The sequence below is a fragment of the Pseudomonas sp. 31-12 genome (assembly GCF_003151075.1).
Lineage (GTDB): Bacteria > Pseudomonadota > Gammaproteobacteria > Pseudomonadales > Pseudomonadaceae > Aquipseudomonas.
In genome coordinates this window covers 6,714,205-6,730,253 of record NZ_CP029482.1, presented here as the reverse complement: position 1 = coordinate 6,730,253, position 16,049 = coordinate 6,714,205, and the positions used below count along the sequence as shown (strand labels likewise).

12 protein-coding genes are annotated in these 16,049 nt (G+C 61.8%); 3 read left to right on the top strand and 9 right to left on the bottom strand.

Annotated features, from left to right (window positions below):
- Positions 1 to 262 precede the first annotated feature (262 nt).
- Positions 263 to 1,936 (top strand): bifunctional diguanylate cyclase/phosphodiesterase, encoded by a 1,674-nt coding sequence (locus tag DJ564_RS31910; protein WP_109635901.1) that lies wholly within the window; start codon positions 263 to 265, stop codon positions 1,934 to 1,936.
- A 113-nt stretch (positions 1,937 to 2,049) separates the two neighbouring features.
- Here DJ564_RS31910 and DJ564_RS31900 read toward each other — a convergent pair whose 3' ends face one another.
- Entirely contained in the window at positions 2,050 to 3,447 is a 1,398-nt protein-coding gene (locus DJ564_RS31900; RefSeq protein WP_109636252.1) for a NorM family multidrug efflux MATE transporter, read from the bottom strand.
- Between the two features lie 158 nt (positions 3,448 to 3,605).
- On the opposite strand from DJ564_RS31900, the gene DJ564_RS31895 reads away from it, so the two are divergent.
- Both DJ564_RS31895 and DJ564_RS31885 read left to right on the top strand, forming a co-directional pair.
- Positions 3,606 to 4,526: a LysR substrate-binding domain-containing protein gene (locus DJ564_RS31895; protein ID WP_109635900.1), complete on the top strand. Its 921-nt coding sequence runs from the start codon at positions 3,606 to 3,608 to the stop codon at positions 4,524 to 4,526.
- A gap of 182 nt (positions 4,527 to 4,708) precedes the next feature.
- Complete coding sequence (locus DJ564_RS31885) at positions 4,709 to 6,685, top strand: methyl-accepting chemotaxis protein (protein ID WP_109635896.1); 1,977 nt, start codon at positions 4,709 to 4,711, stop codon at positions 6,683 to 6,685.
- 137 nt (positions 6,686 to 6,822) lie between these two features.
- On the opposite strand, the gene DJ564_RS31880 is transcribed toward DJ564_RS31885, so the two are convergent.
- Genes DJ564_RS31880 through DJ564_RS31845 form a run of 8 tightly spaced genes read right to left on the bottom strand, consistent with a single transcriptional unit; the run spans position 6,823 to position 16,048 of the window.
- Positions 6,823 to 8,241 carry a VWA domain-containing protein gene (locus DJ564_RS31880; RefSeq protein WP_109635895.1) on the bottom strand — a complete coding sequence of 473 codons (1,419 nt, stop codon included), beginning with the start codon at positions 8,239 to 8,241 and terminating at the stop codon, positions 6,823 to 6,825.
- 57 nt (positions 8,242 to 8,298) lie between these two features.
- Positions 8,299 to 8,805: a hypothetical protein gene (locus DJ564_RS31875; RefSeq protein ID WP_109635893.1), complete on the bottom strand. Its 507-nt coding sequence runs from the start codon at positions 8,803 to 8,805 to the stop codon at positions 8,299 to 8,301.
- Between the two features lie 4 nt (positions 8,806 to 8,809).
- Positions 8,810 to 9,541, bottom strand: a complete 732-nt coding sequence (locus tag DJ564_RS31870; RefSeq protein ID WP_109635892.1) for a hypothetical protein — start codon at positions 9,539 to 9,541, stop codon at positions 8,810 to 8,812.
- Between the two features lie 46 nt (positions 9,542 to 9,587).
- The gene (locus DJ564_RS31865; RefSeq protein WP_162556263.1) at positions 9,588 to 11,132 is read right to left on the bottom strand and encodes an SUMF1/EgtB/PvdO family nonheme iron enzyme; all 1,545 of its coding nucleotides are present in this window, start codon (positions 11,130 to 11,132) and stop codon (positions 9,588 to 9,590) included.
- Positions 11,122 to 12,345, bottom strand: coding sequence for an ABC transporter permease (locus tag DJ564_RS31860; protein ID WP_109635890.1), 1,224 nt, complete (start codon positions 12,343 to 12,345; stop codon positions 11,122 to 11,124). The genes DJ564_RS31865 and DJ564_RS31860 overlap by 11 nt, the downstream gene beginning before the upstream one ends.
- The gene (locus DJ564_RS31855) at positions 12,329 to 13,030 is read right to left on the bottom strand and encodes an ABC transporter ATP-binding protein (protein ID WP_109635888.1); all 702 of its coding nucleotides are present in this window, start codon (positions 13,028 to 13,030) and stop codon (positions 12,329 to 12,331) included. Before DJ564_RS31855 ends, DJ564_RS31860 begins: the two co-directional genes overlap by 17 nt.
- Before the next feature lie 10 nt (positions 13,031 to 13,040).
- Positions 13,041 to 15,032 (bottom strand): vWA domain-containing protein, encoded by a 1,992-nt coding sequence (locus tag DJ564_RS31850; RefSeq protein WP_162556262.1) that lies wholly within the window; start codon positions 15,030 to 15,032, stop codon positions 13,041 to 13,043.
- Positions 15,032 to 16,048, bottom strand: a complete 1,017-nt coding sequence (locus DJ564_RS31845; RefSeq protein ID WP_109635887.1) for a hypothetical protein — start codon at positions 16,046 to 16,048, stop codon at positions 15,032 to 15,034. Before DJ564_RS31845 ends, DJ564_RS31850 begins: the two co-directional genes overlap by 1 nt.
- Position 16,049 lies beyond the last annotated feature (1 nt).

Here is a 16,049-nt window from a genome sequence, read left to right as displayed (position 1 = left end):
ACAGGATCAGGGAGTCGTTTATGAAATGGGCCGGCATTTTAACAGGCTCAGCGAATTGTGCTGCTCTCTCCGACTTGTGACGCAACACGCTATCTCTATTTGCCGGTTTTGATACTTTCAAGCAGGATGCGCGGTGTATTTGCGGCTAATGTTCGTATTCCAGACACAAAGCCACGTTTGATAACTGATGTCATTTGGTCATTGGTTGATGGCGCGGCATAATGCCTGCCGCCTACATCTTTGCAGAGTCTAGGGAGCTAGCTTGTCTACGCCTGTCGAACCCTTGCGTTTGCTGCTACTGGCTGAAGAGCCGGCGTGGACAGCGTTGTTGCGCGAGTGTCTGGCTCCGATGGGGAGCTCGGCCGTGCTCATCAGCGCGCCGAGCTGGGAGTCGGTCAGCAGTCTGTTCGATGACAACCGCAATGCGGTGTTGTTGACGATTCCTGCGCTTCAGCCGCTTCCTGGCCGTTGCAGCTTGCCGACGGTGTTATTGCTGGAGCACGAGCCACTGGCGCCGCCGGATGGCGTAAGCGACTGGCTGGTGCGCGATCATCTCGATCCCGGCATGTTGCGCCGCTGCCTGCGCCATGTGCGCGAACGCGGCTTGCTGGAAAACACCCTGCAGCGCCTGGCTGAGCAGGACCCGCTGACCGGCATCGCCAATCGCCAGGGTTTCCAGACCTTGCTCGCCGCGCGCCTGGCGGAAAACGACGGCCGCGGCCTGGCCCTCGGTCACCTTGATCTCGACAACTTCCGACACGCCAACGATGCCCTCGGCCACCAGGCCGGCGACCGCTTGATCCTGCAAGTGGTCGCGCGCCTGAAAAGCCAGCTTGAGGCCGGCGATCAGCTGGCGCGGCTGGGCAGCGACGAATTCGCCCTGTTGATCGACACCCGCCGCGCGCCTCAACGCGCCGAATGGATGGCCGAATGCATCACTGAAGCCCTGGCCGAACCTTACTGGGTCGACGGCGAAAGCCTGTTGATCGGTTCCAGCCTCGGTATCGCCCACGCCCGGGCCCAGGCCGGCGCCGACCCGCTGATGTGGCACGCACACATCGCCATGCAGCAAGCCAAGAGCACTCAGGGCTGCACCTTTCATATCTTCAACGAACGCATCAACCGCAATGCCCGCAGCATGGCCGACCTCGAAAGCGAGCTGCGCCGGGCCTTGCGCCGTGACGAGCTGGAGTTGCATTACCAGCCACGCCTGAACCTGGAGGACGGCCAGATCGTCGGCCTCGAAGCCCTGGTGCGCTGGCGACATGCCGAGCGCGGTTTGCTGGCGCCCAGCGAGTTCGTGCCGCTGGCCGAGCAAAGCGGTCTGATTGTGCCGCTCGGTTACTGGGTGATTTCCCGGGCCCTGCGGGACATGCAGGCGCTGCGCGAGCGCGGTTTGCCGGCGCTGCACATGGCGATCAACCTGTCGTTCCGGCAGTTTCAGGACAGCCAATTGCTGTCGACCCTGAGCCGGCTGATCGCCGAGCGCGGCGTCGAGGCGCAATGGCTGGAGTTCGAACTGACCGAAACCGCCGTCATGCGCCGCAGCGACCTGGTGAAGCAGACCATGGACGCTCTCGGGCGCCTGGGCGTGCGCTTCTCACTGGATGACTTCGGCACCGGGTTCTCGTCTTTCGTGCACCTCAACAGCCTGCCGATTGCCTTGCTGAAGGTCGACAAGAGCTTTGTCGGCGGCATGGAAGAGCGTGAGGAGAATCGCAAACTGGTCCACGCGATGATCAACCTGGCCCACAACCTCAATCTTGAAGTGGTGGCAGAAGGTGTGGAAACGGCGGAGCAACTGGATTTGTTGCGTGGGTTTGGCTGCGATCAGGTGCAGGGGTATCTGATCAGCAAGCCGCTGCCGTTGGCGGAGTTGATTGAGTATCTGACGTTCGGCAGCAGCCAGCAGCCCTCCCTGGAAGTCGTGGTTTAAGACGGTTTGCACAAAACCTGTGGGAGCGGGCTTGCCCGCGATGACGGCAGCACATACAGCATTGATGTGTCAGATAAATCGCTATCGCGGGCAAGCCCGCTCCCACAGGATCTTCACTCTGTCTGAACGTTTCCGAAATCCTGCACTAACGCCGGCTCCCGCCGAATCATCCGCTTCATCTTCCACTCAAACGCCAGCGTCAGGCTCACCGCCGCGCACGCCAATCCCAGTGCCAACCCCCACCAGACGCCTGTCGGCCCCCCGTTCAAGTTGAACGCCATCCACCACGCCGCTGGCGCACCGATCAGCCAATAGCAACCCAGTCCGACCAGGAACGTGGTCTTGGCGTCCTTGAGCCCGCGAATGCAGCCCATGGCGATGGTTTGCGTGCCGTCGAACAGCTCGAACCACGCCGCCACCGCCAGCAAGCTTACAGCCAGGTTGATAACGTCCCGGAATGCCGGGTCGTTATGGTCGAGGAACAAACCGATCAACTGATTCGGCAGGAACCAGAAGACCATGGCAAAACCCAGCATCGCCGCCGCGCCGAAGGCGATCCCGACCCGACCGGCCAGGCGCGCATCCAGCAACTGCCCGGCGCCGTAATGCTGGCCGATGCGCATAGTGATCGCGTAGGAAATGCCCGCCGGGATCATGAACGCCACCGAAACGATCTGCAGGGCGATCTGGTGCGCCGCCAGTTGCGTACTGCCCATGGTGCCCATGCACAGCGCGGCGAACGCAAACAAGCCGACTTCAACCGCGTAAGTGCCGCCGATGGGCAGCCCGAGGCGCCACAGTTCCTTCAGATACTGACGGTTTGGACGCGACAGACCCTGGCGCAGCGGATAAGCGTCGTAAGCCGGATGCCGACGGATGTGCAGCGCCAGCGCCACGGCCATCAGGTTGGCAACAATCGCCGTGACCAGCCCGATGCCCACCAGGCCCATTTTCGGCAGCCCGAACATCCCGGTGATCAACGCATAGTTGAGCAGGAAGTTAGCCACGGTGCCGCCGAGGCTGATGACCATGACTGGCGTCGCCCGGCCGATGGCGCTAGTAAAACCGCGCAGGGCCATGAAGCTCAGGTAGCCGGGCAGGGCGAACGGCAGGATCAGCAGAAACTGCCCGGCAGCCTGGACGTTGGTTTCGGTCTGGCCGAACAGCAACAGCACCGGCTTGAGGTTCCACAGCAACAGACCGGCCACCAGCGCCATCAGCCACGCCAGCCACAATCCGGCCTGGGTCAGTCGCGCGGCGCCGACGATATCGCCCGCGCCCTGACGGATCGCCACCAGGGTGCCGACCGCTGCGATCACGCCGATGCAGAAGATCGACACGAACGAATACGTCGCCGCGCCCAGGCCGCCACCGGCCAGCGCCTCCGGACTCAGGCGCGCCATCATCAAGGTGTCGGTGAGGACCATCAGCATGTGCGCCAACTGCGAGGCAATCAACGGCCCCGCCAGCCGCAGGATGGCCCAGAGTTCGGTACGTGCTGGATGCTGCATGGTCATCACGCCTCGATTTCAGTGTAAACAGAAGAGAGCCGATTCTCGGCGCTCTGCGGGCTTTTCACAAAGGGATAAAAAGGATGGGTAGCATGAGTCAAACTCATGCTGACAAGTTTCTGCTAACGTGGCGTGACCGCGCTATAGGAGCTTTGCGAATGTCCCGTCGTCTTCCTCCCTTGTATGCCCTGCGCGCATTCGAAGCGGCGGCGCGGCATAGCTCGTTTACCCGCGCCGCTGAAGAATTGTCGATCACCCAGAGCGCGGTCAGTCGACACATTCGTACGCTCGAAGAGCATTTTGCCTGCCGACTGTTCCACCGCAGCGGGCGCAACCTGCAACTGACCGAGTCAGCGCGGCTGATCCTGCCCGGCATTCGTGAAGGTTTTACCGCGCTCGAACGCGCCTGCAATACCTTGCGCGCCGAAGACGACATCCTGCGCATGAAAGCCCCGTCGACGTTGACCATGCGCTGGCTGTTGGCGCGCCTCAGCCGCTTCCGGCACTTGCAACCGGGCAACGAAGTGCAATTGACCAGCGCCTGGATGGACATCGATACCGTGGACTTCAACCACGAACCCTTCGACTGCGCCGTCATCCTCAGCAACGGCCATTTCCCGCCGGATTGGGAAGCGACGCTGTTGTTTCCAGAGGAGCTGATTCCAGTGGGCGCGCCAAATCTGCTGAAGGATCAGCCGTGGGATGTGGCGCGTCTGGCGAGCACCGAACTGCTGCACCCGACACCGGACCGCCGTGACTGGCGAACATGGCTGGCGCGTATGGGGCTGGCCGATCAGGTGTCGCTCAAGGGGGGCCAGGTGTTCGACACGCTGGAGCTGGGCATGATTGCCGCTGCCCGGGGCTATGGCGTGTCCATGGGCGATTTGCTGATGGTGGCGGAGGATGTCGCTCAAGGTCGCCTGAGTTTGCCGTGGCCGACGGCTGTCGCCAGCGGAGAGAATTATTACCTCGTCTGGCCGAAAACCCGCCCGGGAGGTGAACGTTTGCGCCGCCTCAGCGATTTCCTGCAAGGCGAGGTCCGGACCATGGATTTACCGGCTGTCGAGCGCTTGAGCTGAATCGTTAGAGCCTCTGCAATAGAGGCCTTGCGCCATATCCCCGCTAATTACTCAAGTATTCAGATTTGCCGCCGAAAATCTGCAGGTGGAACCTTCGTGCAGGTTCGTCGCAATTCCCATTTGAATTTTTGCCGAGTGCGCATCGTGATCAGGATGATCCGGTCACTCGGCCAGGAGCTGTCATGTCTCAACCTCGTGCCCGGATCGCCTCACAGCTTGGTCTTGCGCTTGCCGTGATACTGGCGATTGTCATCACTGGCAGTACCGTGTTCGCCCTGCGTTCGCTGGACTCCGCCAACCTCGCCACCCGCGAAGAACACCTGGCCAGTGAAGCCCGGTTGCTGGCCGATCAGTTGAGTACCTTTCACGGCACGTTGCGTGAAAGCACCCAACGTCTGGCCGGCCTGTTCGAGAAGCGCTTCAGCGCAGGCCTGAGCGTGCATCCGGACGAGCCGGTGGCCGTGGCCGGCACCCAGACCCCGGGTCTGCACCTGGGCAGCGAAGTGTTGAACAACAACTTCAAGGAAGTGGACGAGTTCAAGCAAATGACCGCGGGCGTTGCGACGGTGTTTGTGCGCAGCGGTGAAGACTTCGTCCGGGTCAGTACTTCCCTGACCAAGCAGGATGGCAACCGTGCCATCGGCACCTTGCTGGATCACGCTCACCCGGCCTATGCGCGCTTGATGGCGGGGCAGAGTTATGTCGGCCGCGCCTTGCTGTTCGATCGCTCCTACATGACGCAGTACACGCCTGTACGCGACAGCAGCGGCAAGGTGATTGCCGTGCTGTTCGTAGGATTCGATTACACCGACGCGCAGAACGCGCAGTTCGAGAATCTCAAACGCTTCCGCATCGGCCAGACCGGCTCGCTGGCGCTGCTCGATGAGCAACGTAAATGGCTGGTGCCGATCGCCGGCGTGCAAGCGCTGGATCAAGCGGTCCCGGCCATCGTCGATCTGGCGAAAAACCCAGGCAAGGGTGACTTCTGGAGCGACAAGTCCGAAGACTTCTACAGCGTGGCCGTGCCGTTCGAAGGCGGCCCGTGGTCGGTGGTGGCGAGCATGCCAAAAGCCGAAATCAACGCCGTGACCTGGAGTGTCGGTATTCAATTGGCGATCGGCAGTCTGCTGGCGATGCTGATTGCGGTCGGCTCGGCAGTCTGGCTGTTGCGCAGCAAACTTGCGCCGCTGGGTGATCTGGTGCGTCAGGCAGAAGCCTTGGGCGCCGGTGATTTGAGCGTGCGCCTGAGCGTGTCGAGCAATGACGAAATCGGTCAGCTGGCTCGTGCCTTCAACCAGATGAGCCAGGCTTTGTCGACCATGGTCGAGCACATCCGCAAGGCATCGGGCGAGGTCAACAGCCGCGCTCAGGCGTTGTCCGGCCTGTCCGGTGGTGCCTATGAAGGGATGGAGCAGCAGTCGGGCGAAATCACCAGCATGGCCGGTGCCGTGGAAGAATTCAGCGCGACTTCCCTGAACATCGCCGACAACATGGGCAACACCCAGCGTCTGGCCCAGGAAAACGCACAGCAAACCCAGATCGGTCGTACGTCGATGGACGAAGCGTCCTCGTCGCTGGAGCAAATCGCTGGCGCCCTGAACAGCACCGCGACAGTGATCAACACCCTCGGTCAGCGCTCACAGGAAATCGGCGGCATCGTCGGGGTGATTACCTCGATCGCCGATCAAACCAACCTGCTGGCGCTGAACGCGGCCATCGAAGCGGCCCGTGCCGGTGAGCAGGGTCGTGGTTTTGCGGTGGTGGCCGACGAGGTGCGTAACCTGGCTTCGCGTACGCGTCAGGCTACTGATGAAATTTCCGGGATGATTCAAAGCATCCAGCAAGAAACCGGCAACGCTATCAGCACGATGGAGCAGGGCAATGTGCTGATGCAGGAAGGCTTGTCACGCAACGCCAACGTGGCGTCGGCCCTGGCGCGGATCGATGAGCAGAGCCGCTCGGCCGGGCAGCAATTCGCGGCGATCACAACCGCGACTCAGGAGCAGAGCAGCACCGCGACCTTGCTCAGCAGCAACCTGCAGAGCATTGCCCTGGCGAACAGTGAGCAGCGCGAAGTGGTGTCGAACCTGGCCGTGACCGCCAAAGAGCTGGAGAAGCTGGCGGCGGACTTGCGCCAAGAGGTTGACCGGTTTCGGTGAGTCGTCGCTGAAATAGCTTTCGCGGGCAAGCCCGCTCCCACAGGATTTGTGTCGTTCACAAGAAACTGGAACGACATATAACCTGTGGGAGCGGGCTTGCCCGCGATTGGGGTCACCTCAATGTTCAGATCAGACGATCAATCACACTTGGCATTGCTAGACACTTCCTTGCTCGCCAGTTTCAACTGCTTGCCCAGCTCCGCCGCATTGGTGCTGCTGTAAACCCGGCCTCCGGTGTTTTCCGCTATGCACCGTGACGGGCCACCGGCGCCGATTTTGACCACGTTGACCCGCAGGCGCGGTTGGTCCCTGGCGATTTGACGGGAGACCGCGCACACGTCTTTCTGGCAACCGTCCTCACCGTCGACGAACATCACGATCACCGCATCGTTATTGCGCCCGTCCACGGTGCTTGCCGCGTGGGCCAGGCTGTCGGCCAGCGGTGTGCCGTCGTTGGGCACCAGTCCTCGAATCCCGTTGATCAGCCGCTGGCGGTCGCCAAACTTGAACACGCCTTGGTCCGGTGTGCGTTCGCAGCCGGCGAAGGTGATGAGGCGCGTGTCGATCTTCGGGTCCAGCCCGTTGATCATGCCGGCCAAGGAGTCCTTGGCGACGTCCATGCGGCTGGGCTTGGCGAAGATCTGCGTGGTGCGGTTCACATCCAGGTACTTGTTGAGCTCATTGCCGAAGAACCAGTCCTCGTCGGCTTTCACGGACTTGATGTTCAAATCCATCGAGCCCGAGGTGTCGAGCACCACGACGAATTGCGGGATCTCCGCGTTTGGCGCTTTTTTGCGGCAGGCGAAGTTGTCCAGCGTCGGGGCCGGTGGCGGGGCGGCGACCACAGGTTTCGGTGGCGGAACTGGCTTGGGTTCCGGCACTGGCACCGGCACCGGCACCGGCACCGGTTCTGGGACAGGTTCTGGAACCGGCTCGGGTTCCACGACAGGCTCGGGAACAGGCTCGACCGGTTTCTCGACCGGTGTCACCACGGGCGCTACAGGCGGGACCACAACGACGGGTTCGCGGTGCATAAACCACCAATAAGCCCAGAGCGCCAGAAGCAGCAACAGCAGCGCCAGCAAGGCCGCCGCGATCCACCAGCCACGGCGCGACGGCGGTACGACCGGCGCCACCGGAACCACCGGCGGCACGATCGGTTTCGGCGGACGCTGGTTCCAGCGCACCACCAGTGGCTCGCCGTTGAGGCTGTAGAGTTTGTCCAGCTCGGGGGTGCCGAGCAGGCTGCGCAGGTCATCCGCTACCGTGGGCTGTCCGCGTTTTTGCAGTTCGTCCGCCAGCTGTCCCAGGGACGTCTGACGCACTTCATAGGTTTCCAGCAAACGTCGTTGCGCGTCCTCGTTGAGGTCGGCATAGGGTGTGGGTTGGCCACCCAGTTCGGTCCACCATTCCAGCACGTCGCCGCTGCCCATCCGCGGGATGGCGAAGAGGCTGGCGACGGTCGGCGGAAAGTGTTTCTGGATGAGGGCGACTTTGGCTTGCAGCGCACTCATCCCCTCCGGTGTGGCTTGCGCATCCCTGATAACCCGCTGCATGACGACGATTCCTGAAAAGGGTGCAGGCCTCCATCGGGAGGCCTGCGGGGTGAAAAGTTACTCTTCGTAACCGAGGCTGAACTGCAGCTGATTCACTTTCTTCTGCAACGCCTTCAGTTGTTCCTGCTTGGCGGCCAGCGTCGCTGGAGACGCCTTGGTCGCGGGCGCCGTTTGCGAAGCCTTGAGCTGCTGCTCAAGCCCGGCAATCTGCTTGTGTATCTGGCCTTTATTGCCATGCCGAGCCTTGAGCGAAGACAGCAACTGACCCAGCGACTGGTTCAGCGCCGCCTGGGATTTCTGCTGGCTGGCCAGGTCGGTCTTGGTGCTGAGCTGCTGGGCCTGAATGTTCTCGTACACCTGGCGGAACATCGCGTTTTCCTGACGGGACGCGGTCAGGGCCAGTTCCTTCTGCTTGACCTGATCGCTGTAACCACCAGAGTAGTCGCAGTTCATCTTGGTCAGCATGCTGCTGTCGCGATTGGTCGCATCGCATTCCCCGGGCTTGGTCGCGCAACCGCTCAAGGCCAGGACGGCGGTGAGGACCGCCAGCTGTCGTAGAGTCATGTGCTTAGCCCAGGGTGATCGCGGAACGCTGGTTGTACAGACCGTCGACTTCCTTTTGCAGGGCGGCGACTTTCTGGTTCATTTTCATAATGCTCACGTCCACCTGCTTGATCTCGGCACCGGCGCCTTGTGCACGCTCGGCATCCGCCACTTTGGTGTATTCGGTGACCTTGTTGCGCATGTTGCCGAGGTCTTTACGCAGGCGTGCGATGTTCTGGTCAATCTCGGCGATCTGCGCCTGGGCCTTGGTCTTGTCGACTTTCTTGTTGGCGATGTCCTTTTTGATCTGGGCGATTTGCGCCTGATCATCATTGATCACTTGCTGAGCGGTTGCGGTACGGGCGATCACGTTCTGGGTGTCTTGCTCGACGTCGCTGTTCATCTTCGCCAGGCGGGTGGTGGTGTCGGAGTATTCGCTGCGACGCTGATCCAGGTAGTAGTTCGCGCCCATGGCCACGCCACACGCGGTAATACCGGCGGCAATAGCGCAGACCGCTTTGTTGCTGCTGTTGGACAGTGCGCAACTGAGGATGCCGACGCCGGCGCCGACCGCACAGGCCTGGTAACCGGATTTGCTGAAGAACTCTGCGTCATTGCTTTGGGTCAGGCGCGGGTCGGCACCCTCGCTGCCACCGAGCATCGAGCTGCCGGTGTTGGCGCAACCGGTCAGCAACAGGCTGCCAGTGAGGACGAAAGCAATCTGAAGCTTGAAGCGAGTCCAAAGGCTGCGCGACATGGTGAAACTCCTTGGTGACGGTGTTGGCGTGTTGTTATTGAGAGAGTTATTGAGTGACGGTTTTGCAGCTGGTCAGCCAGGCGTCAGTGTCGATCTTCTGCTTTTGCAGGAAGGTCTTCTGATTGGCCCAGTGGGTGCGCAAATAGGGTTTGAGTTCTTGCAGCTGTTTGTTGCGGGTGATGATTTCTTCCATCACCGGCACCTGTGCTTCCAGCAGCGGCTGGCCGTACAAGGTCGCCGATTCCACCAGGCTGCTGGCGTAGTAACGGCTGAGTTTGTGCAAGCGATCCTTCTGCTCGTCGAGCTTGCCTTTGCGCATGTCGCAGCTGGCGTCTTTGTCCGCGGATTCGCAGTTGAGCTTGTAGTTCTTTTGCAGGAAGTCCACGTACTGGCCGTCGTCGAGCATCTTGGTGCACAGGAACGCACCGAGGTTAAGGCTGGCGCGGATCGCCTGGTCGCGGGTTTCTTCCTGCTGCTGGTTGCTGGCGCGCAATTGGTTTTCCAACGCCTGAAGCTTTTCCTTGAGCGCCTTGTCTTCCACGCCCGAGGCCAGGGTGTTTAGCGACTGAACGGTGCCTTTGTCGGCCGACTCGGTTTCCTTGCTGCCAGTGCCGAGTTTCTTCCAGCTGCTTTCAATGCTGGCGACACGTTCGCGCGACGTCAGGGTCGGCGACACCAGGACCAGTCGCATACCGGTGGTTTTGTTTTTCACCTGGCCTTCGGCGTTGTAGTACGGCTCTTCCTTGCGCAACCCGGTGCGCAGGTCGGCCTGAGCGGTCAGGTAATTGCCGCCACGCACCACGTAGCCACCGGCCTGACCGTGCTGGCGGTCGAGTTTGTTCAGGCGGAACGGCTCGAACATCATCTCGTCGACGTTGCCGAGCATGTCGTGCAAGCCCAGCGGATTGGGTTTTTGCAGGCCGGACAATTGCAGTTTGCCGTTGGACGATTGCGCCCCGGCGAACCATTCGTAAGCGTTGATGCCCTCGGCCATCGGGTAGCGCGTGTCACGGAACTCCGCCGCGCCGACTTCCAGGCCACCGCGCGCCGCGAACTCCCACTCGACTTCTGTCGGCAGGCGCAGGAAGCCCAGCGCGCCGTCTTCTTTCGGCAGCTTGGCCGCTGCGTTTTTGCGCAGCCACAGGTTGTACTTGTCGGCCGCTTCAACGGCTTGCACCCAGCTTACCGACACTTGCGGCAGGCGCATTTTGGTGGCGGCGGTGGGGCAGGTTTCGTCGGTCAGTGCAGCGTACTGCAGCTGACTCATCTCGTACTTGGCCATCAGGTAGTAGCGGGATTTGTCGTTCTTCGCGCCGGTGAAACTGCCTGCGATGAAGGTCGGTCGAGTCTGTTCCACATAGCCGTATTCCGCGCCGTCCTGACCGATGTTGATCGGGTAGTCGTCAAGCGGCCCGGCGACCGGAATGAACACCTTGCGAAACACCATCGAACCTTCGCACGGCATTGGCAGCACGACGTCGCTGGCCTCGGGCATCGGGTTGTAATACTTCTCTTCCCAGCCCGCCGCCGAGGCGTCGAGCAGATAGCCGAGGCTCAGGGGCAACAGCAAGCCCAAACGTTTATAGCTCACGCAGACTCTCCGCAGGTTGGATGTTGATCGCTCGCACGGCGCCGATCACGGCCACCAGTGCAGCGACCAGAAAGGTCAGGAGCAGGGCGGCGAGGCCGTGCCAGAGTGTGATGTGGCAAACGAAGGTGCCGGTGGCCTGGCTACTGCCGAGCAGGTAGTCGAACAAATGACTGCCGACGGCATAGAAAACCAATCCGCCGAGGTAACCGGCGAGGCTCAGCACCAGCGCTTGCAGGACCACGAAACCGCCGACTGCCGTGCGTTTGAAACCCAGCAAACGCAGGACCGCGAGGCTTTTGCGCTTGCGGTCGATGTTGGCCAGGAACGCGCCGACCATCGACGCCACACAACCGATCAAAGCCGCCAGGGCAATCACCCCGAAGATCAGCCCCAGCACATGGTTGATGGCTTTGACGTTGTCGATGTCGGCCAGTCGGCTTGAGGTTTCGATGTGTTGTTCGTTGAGCCAGCGTTCCAGCGGTGCGACCTGATCGATGTCGCGGGCGTAGAGGCGGGCGCGGGCGTACAGCGGTTGCAGATCGCCCAGAGGCTTGCCGGTTCCGATGCCGAATGCGCTGACCTGATAGCCATCGCGAAAGCGCTCCAGGTCCAGCAGCAGCGGTGGGGCGACAAACCCGGCCGCACGGCCGAACCGCGCACCGTCGAGCACTTCCAGCACCGTCAACGTCATCTCACCGCGTTCATTCACACCTTCCAGGCGACGCAACACGCGCATTTGCACACGGTCGCCGACCTTGGCCTGCAAACGTTGCGCGGCGCGGGCGCTGAGGATCACTTGGTTGCCGGTGGGATTGAGTTGCGGCAGGTTCAGCTGCGGGTCGCCGGGTTCGGTGGCGATGATTTCCGCGCCTTCGACGAAGCGTTGCATGCCGATCAGCAAATCCGCCTGGGTGTTGAGCGAGCGGGTCTGACCCAAGGCAAAGCCGGTTTCGGGCCGTTGGCGCACACGTTCTATCCAGGCGCTGTCGTAATTGCCGTTGCTGAGCATCTTCACTTCAAGGTTGCGCGGGTCGCGCAGCAATTCGTCCTGCAACTGGCTGACCACGCCATGCTTGAGGCCGAACAGCAGCAACAGCGGCGCGATCACCGCCACCAACGAGGCGGCGATGCACAACGACACCTTGCGGTCGTGCCAGAGGTCTTGCAGGGCCAGCGAGCCCAGCAGGCGCAGTCGGTCAGTCCATCGGTTCAAACAGTGTCTCTCCCTGACGGCTGATAGCGCCGAGTCGCGGCAAGCCGAAATCCTTCAGCAAGGCCCAGTCATGGGAGACCACCAGGGCACTCAGGCCCATGCTCGACACCAGACTCAGCAGCAATTCGAACAAACGCCGGGCGCTGTGCGGATCGAGTGCGGCGGTGGGCTCGTCGGCCAACAGCAGCAGCGGTTCATGGGCAATTGCGCGAACGCAGGCAACGCGCTGGCGTTCACCTATCGAGAGTGCCTGTGGTTGTTTATCCAGCAAGCCTTGCAGGCGCAACACCTCGACTGCGTGATCAACGTGCGCGCTCTTGACCGGCATACCGAGCAAGCGGCGGGGCAGGCTGATGTTGTCGCGCACGCTCAGGAACGGCAGCAAGCCGCCGCTTTGCAAAATGAACCCCAAGTGCCGCGAACGCACCGCCGCCAAAGCCGGTTGGTCATCGGTAGCCAGCAATTGCGCGATGTCCTGATCCTGCGCCGCGCCCAGCCGAAAGCGCTCGAGCTCCACCGGCGCCAGCAACAGGCCGATGGCTTCGAGCAACGTGCTTTTGCCACTGCCGCTCTCACCGGTGATGGCGAGGATTTCCCCGGCACCGACTTGCAAGCGCGGCAGGCGCACATGGTGGGCCAGCGCGCCGTCACCACGGCGCACCAGCAGGTTCTTGATATCGAGCATCGGCGTCTCGTTAAGGCATCATTTCCAGTGGCACGGGGTAGACGTTGTCCCGTGCATCGCTGTCCTTGGCTAACGCCACCCAGCGGTCGACGTCAGCGTTGTAGCGCTGGTAGTGCCGCAGTTTGGTATTGAGCGTGCGGATAAATTTCTCCTGCGCCAGGCCATCCCAGCTCTTCCAGGTTTCTTCGTCCAGGTTCAGCACTTCGCTCTGATACGGCAGGTCTTCGAGGTACTCGCCGAGCACGCCCATGTCCGCCAGTTTGGCGTTGCCGTTCTGTTTGAGCTGGTTCGGATCGGCGCCCATGGTTGCGGCGACCGAGCGCAGACGCTCGAACATTTCCGTCGGCGAGATCAGGCCTTCGTTGGCCGCGTCGAGAATCTTCTTCATCACGTCGCTCAAGTCACTGAGCTGGGACTTGGTCAGCAGCACCCGCACGTCGGTGGTCGGGATGTTCTGCTTGATCAGGTCACGGTCGGTGATCCACGCCTTGAACACCGGCGGTGCCTTGCTGTTGGTCTTCTCGCCCAGATAGGCGAGCTGCATCGCATGGCCGATCAGTGCCGCGTCTTCGAGCATTTTCTTCTCGCCCGGGTCCTGCTTGGCGTTCACCGCGCTGCCGATGGCGTCTTCGCCCATGTAGGCGGCTTTCACCTGTGTCGTGATCGCGGCAGCCAGTGCGTCAACCTTGCGTCCGAACTCCTGAATGTCGCCCGCGTTCACCGGGTAATACAGCGAAGTGTTGGTGCCCGGGTAGGTCGACAGGTTCTGGTACTGCGCTTCGGCCTTGGCGTGGTCCTTGGCCCCGGCTGGGGTTTTCAAGTGCAGGGTGTAAATCGCTACGCCCGGGTTGGCGGCTTCCATACGCACCTGCGCGGCGCTCAAGCCGGTCTTCGACAGTTTGTCGTCGCCTTCGATGGCGCCCGCGTCGGTGATCAGCACCACGTAGCGCGCGCCGAACTGGCTCCAGTCGACCTTGTCGATGCTGTCCATGACGCCGGCAAACGCATCTTCGTCGAAACTGCTGCTGGAGACTTTGGCTTGTTTGAGGTCGGCGATCTTGGCGAAAAAGTCGGCGCTGTCTTTTACCTTTGTAGGGTCGGCGTACATCTTGGTGGTGTACTCCAGCCCCGGCACCGCTTGGGTGTTGGAGCGGAAAGCGACCATGCCGAACTTGACCTGCTTGCCGAGGTTCTGCGCTTCGATCCGCTGATAAACCTTACGGATCGCCTCGCGGGTGCGGTCGATGTACGGGTCCATCGAGATGGTCGAGTCGATGACAAACACCACCGCTGCGCTGAATTCCTTCAACTGGCTGGCTGCCTTGTCCTCGGCTTCCTTGCCGCCGGCCGCGCCGCTCGCAGCACCGCCCTTGGCGTTCTTGTCATCCGGTTTACTGACCGATGCGACGTTGAGCAGCCGCGTGCGGAAACCGCCCTCGGTCATGACCTCTTCGCCGCTGAGGACCGGCAACAGGTAGAACTGCTTTTGCAGGTCGACGAAATATTCAGGTTCTTCGGCCAGCACGCCGGGGGCTTGCTTGCCCTTTTTCAGCGTGGCCCGCAGTGGGGCGACTTTGCTCACCGGGTCCGGCGCATCGAGGATGCCTTCGACGGTGGCGCGTTCCTTGAAGAACAGCAGCCGGTCGCGGTTGGCCGGATTGGTGAAGGCCAGCGTCAGCTGCATTTTCCAGTCGGTGGTGCAGCTGGCGGGCAGCCAGCCAATGGTTTTGCCGTAACTGTCGGGGCCGACTTTCAGCCATTCGGCGTTGGCCGCTTGCGCGCGTTCGTACACATAAAAACGGCTGAACACCGGTTGCTCATCGCCGGCGGCGCCGCCCGCTGTCGGGCTGATCTTGCAGCCCGGGGTGGTCAGCACGCGCTGGAACAGGGTTTTCTTACCGGCCTGGATCAGCGGTTTGTCATCGGCCTGGGACAACGGGCTGATGCACAGCGCCAACAGCGCGGCGCCGCTCAGCAGGAAACGACTCAGGGACGAACGCATCACTTCTGCAACTCCTCGAAACGCTGCTTGGCTTCGGCGTTGTTCGGGTCCTGGGTCAGGATCGTTTCATACCAGTAGGCGGCGGTGGCGTTGTCCGCGGCCGGGAAGCACTCGCTGGCCTTCAGGTATTTGGGGTCGTATTCGCGGGCATAGGCGTTGGCAATCAAGGAGTCACCGGCCTGGGCACGGTTGGCGTACAGACGCTGGGCGACGCCGCAGTGCTTGCCGGCCTTGGCTTCGTTGATGATCTCCAGCAATTTGGCGCTGTCGGGCGCGGCCTTGATGCAGGTCTGGACGAAAGTCAGCTCGGGCAGACTGTTCATGCTGTCGAGGGTGCAGGCTTGCGCATCGGCACCGGCCGGTGCGGCGGCAGCGATGGCCGGGGCAGGCGCCGGAGTGCGTTTGTAGAACCAGAATCCGGCCGCTGCGGCCACCAGCAACAGCACGACGAGCGCGAGGCCGATGAGGCCTTTGTTGCTTTTCTTCACCGGGGGCGGAGGTGGGGTGTAGGCGGGTTCGTTGGGCACCGACTCCAGTTCGATTTCTGGCTCGGCGGTGGGCAGGACCAATTCCGGCAGCTCCGGAATTTCGGGTTCTGGCGCACGGGGCGCGGTCAGGTCCGCACCACCATAAGTCGAGCGTGTTTGACCGCCCGCAGTAGACGGCAACAGGCCCACACCGGGGCGGACTACCCCTTTATCGCTATGATCGAGGCTTTGCTCACGCAGTTCGATCTGGAATTGCGAGTTGGCGCCGCCTTCGAGCAGCGGGTCGACCACTTCCGGGCCGACCTGGGCTTCAAGGGCTTCACCACTGGCCGCAACGCTGAAGCGCGAGACCTTGAACCAGAACGGGTTGTTGCTCCAGGCCTTCTGATCCTGGAGGTAGAAACCGTCCTGGTTGCGCTGAATGGAGAACTCCAGCCGTTCTTCGCCACCCTGCCATTTCTTCACAGTGAGGCACGCCTGGCCAGGCACGTTGGGTTCTAAGGCGAGCAGGTCGACACGAATTGGCATT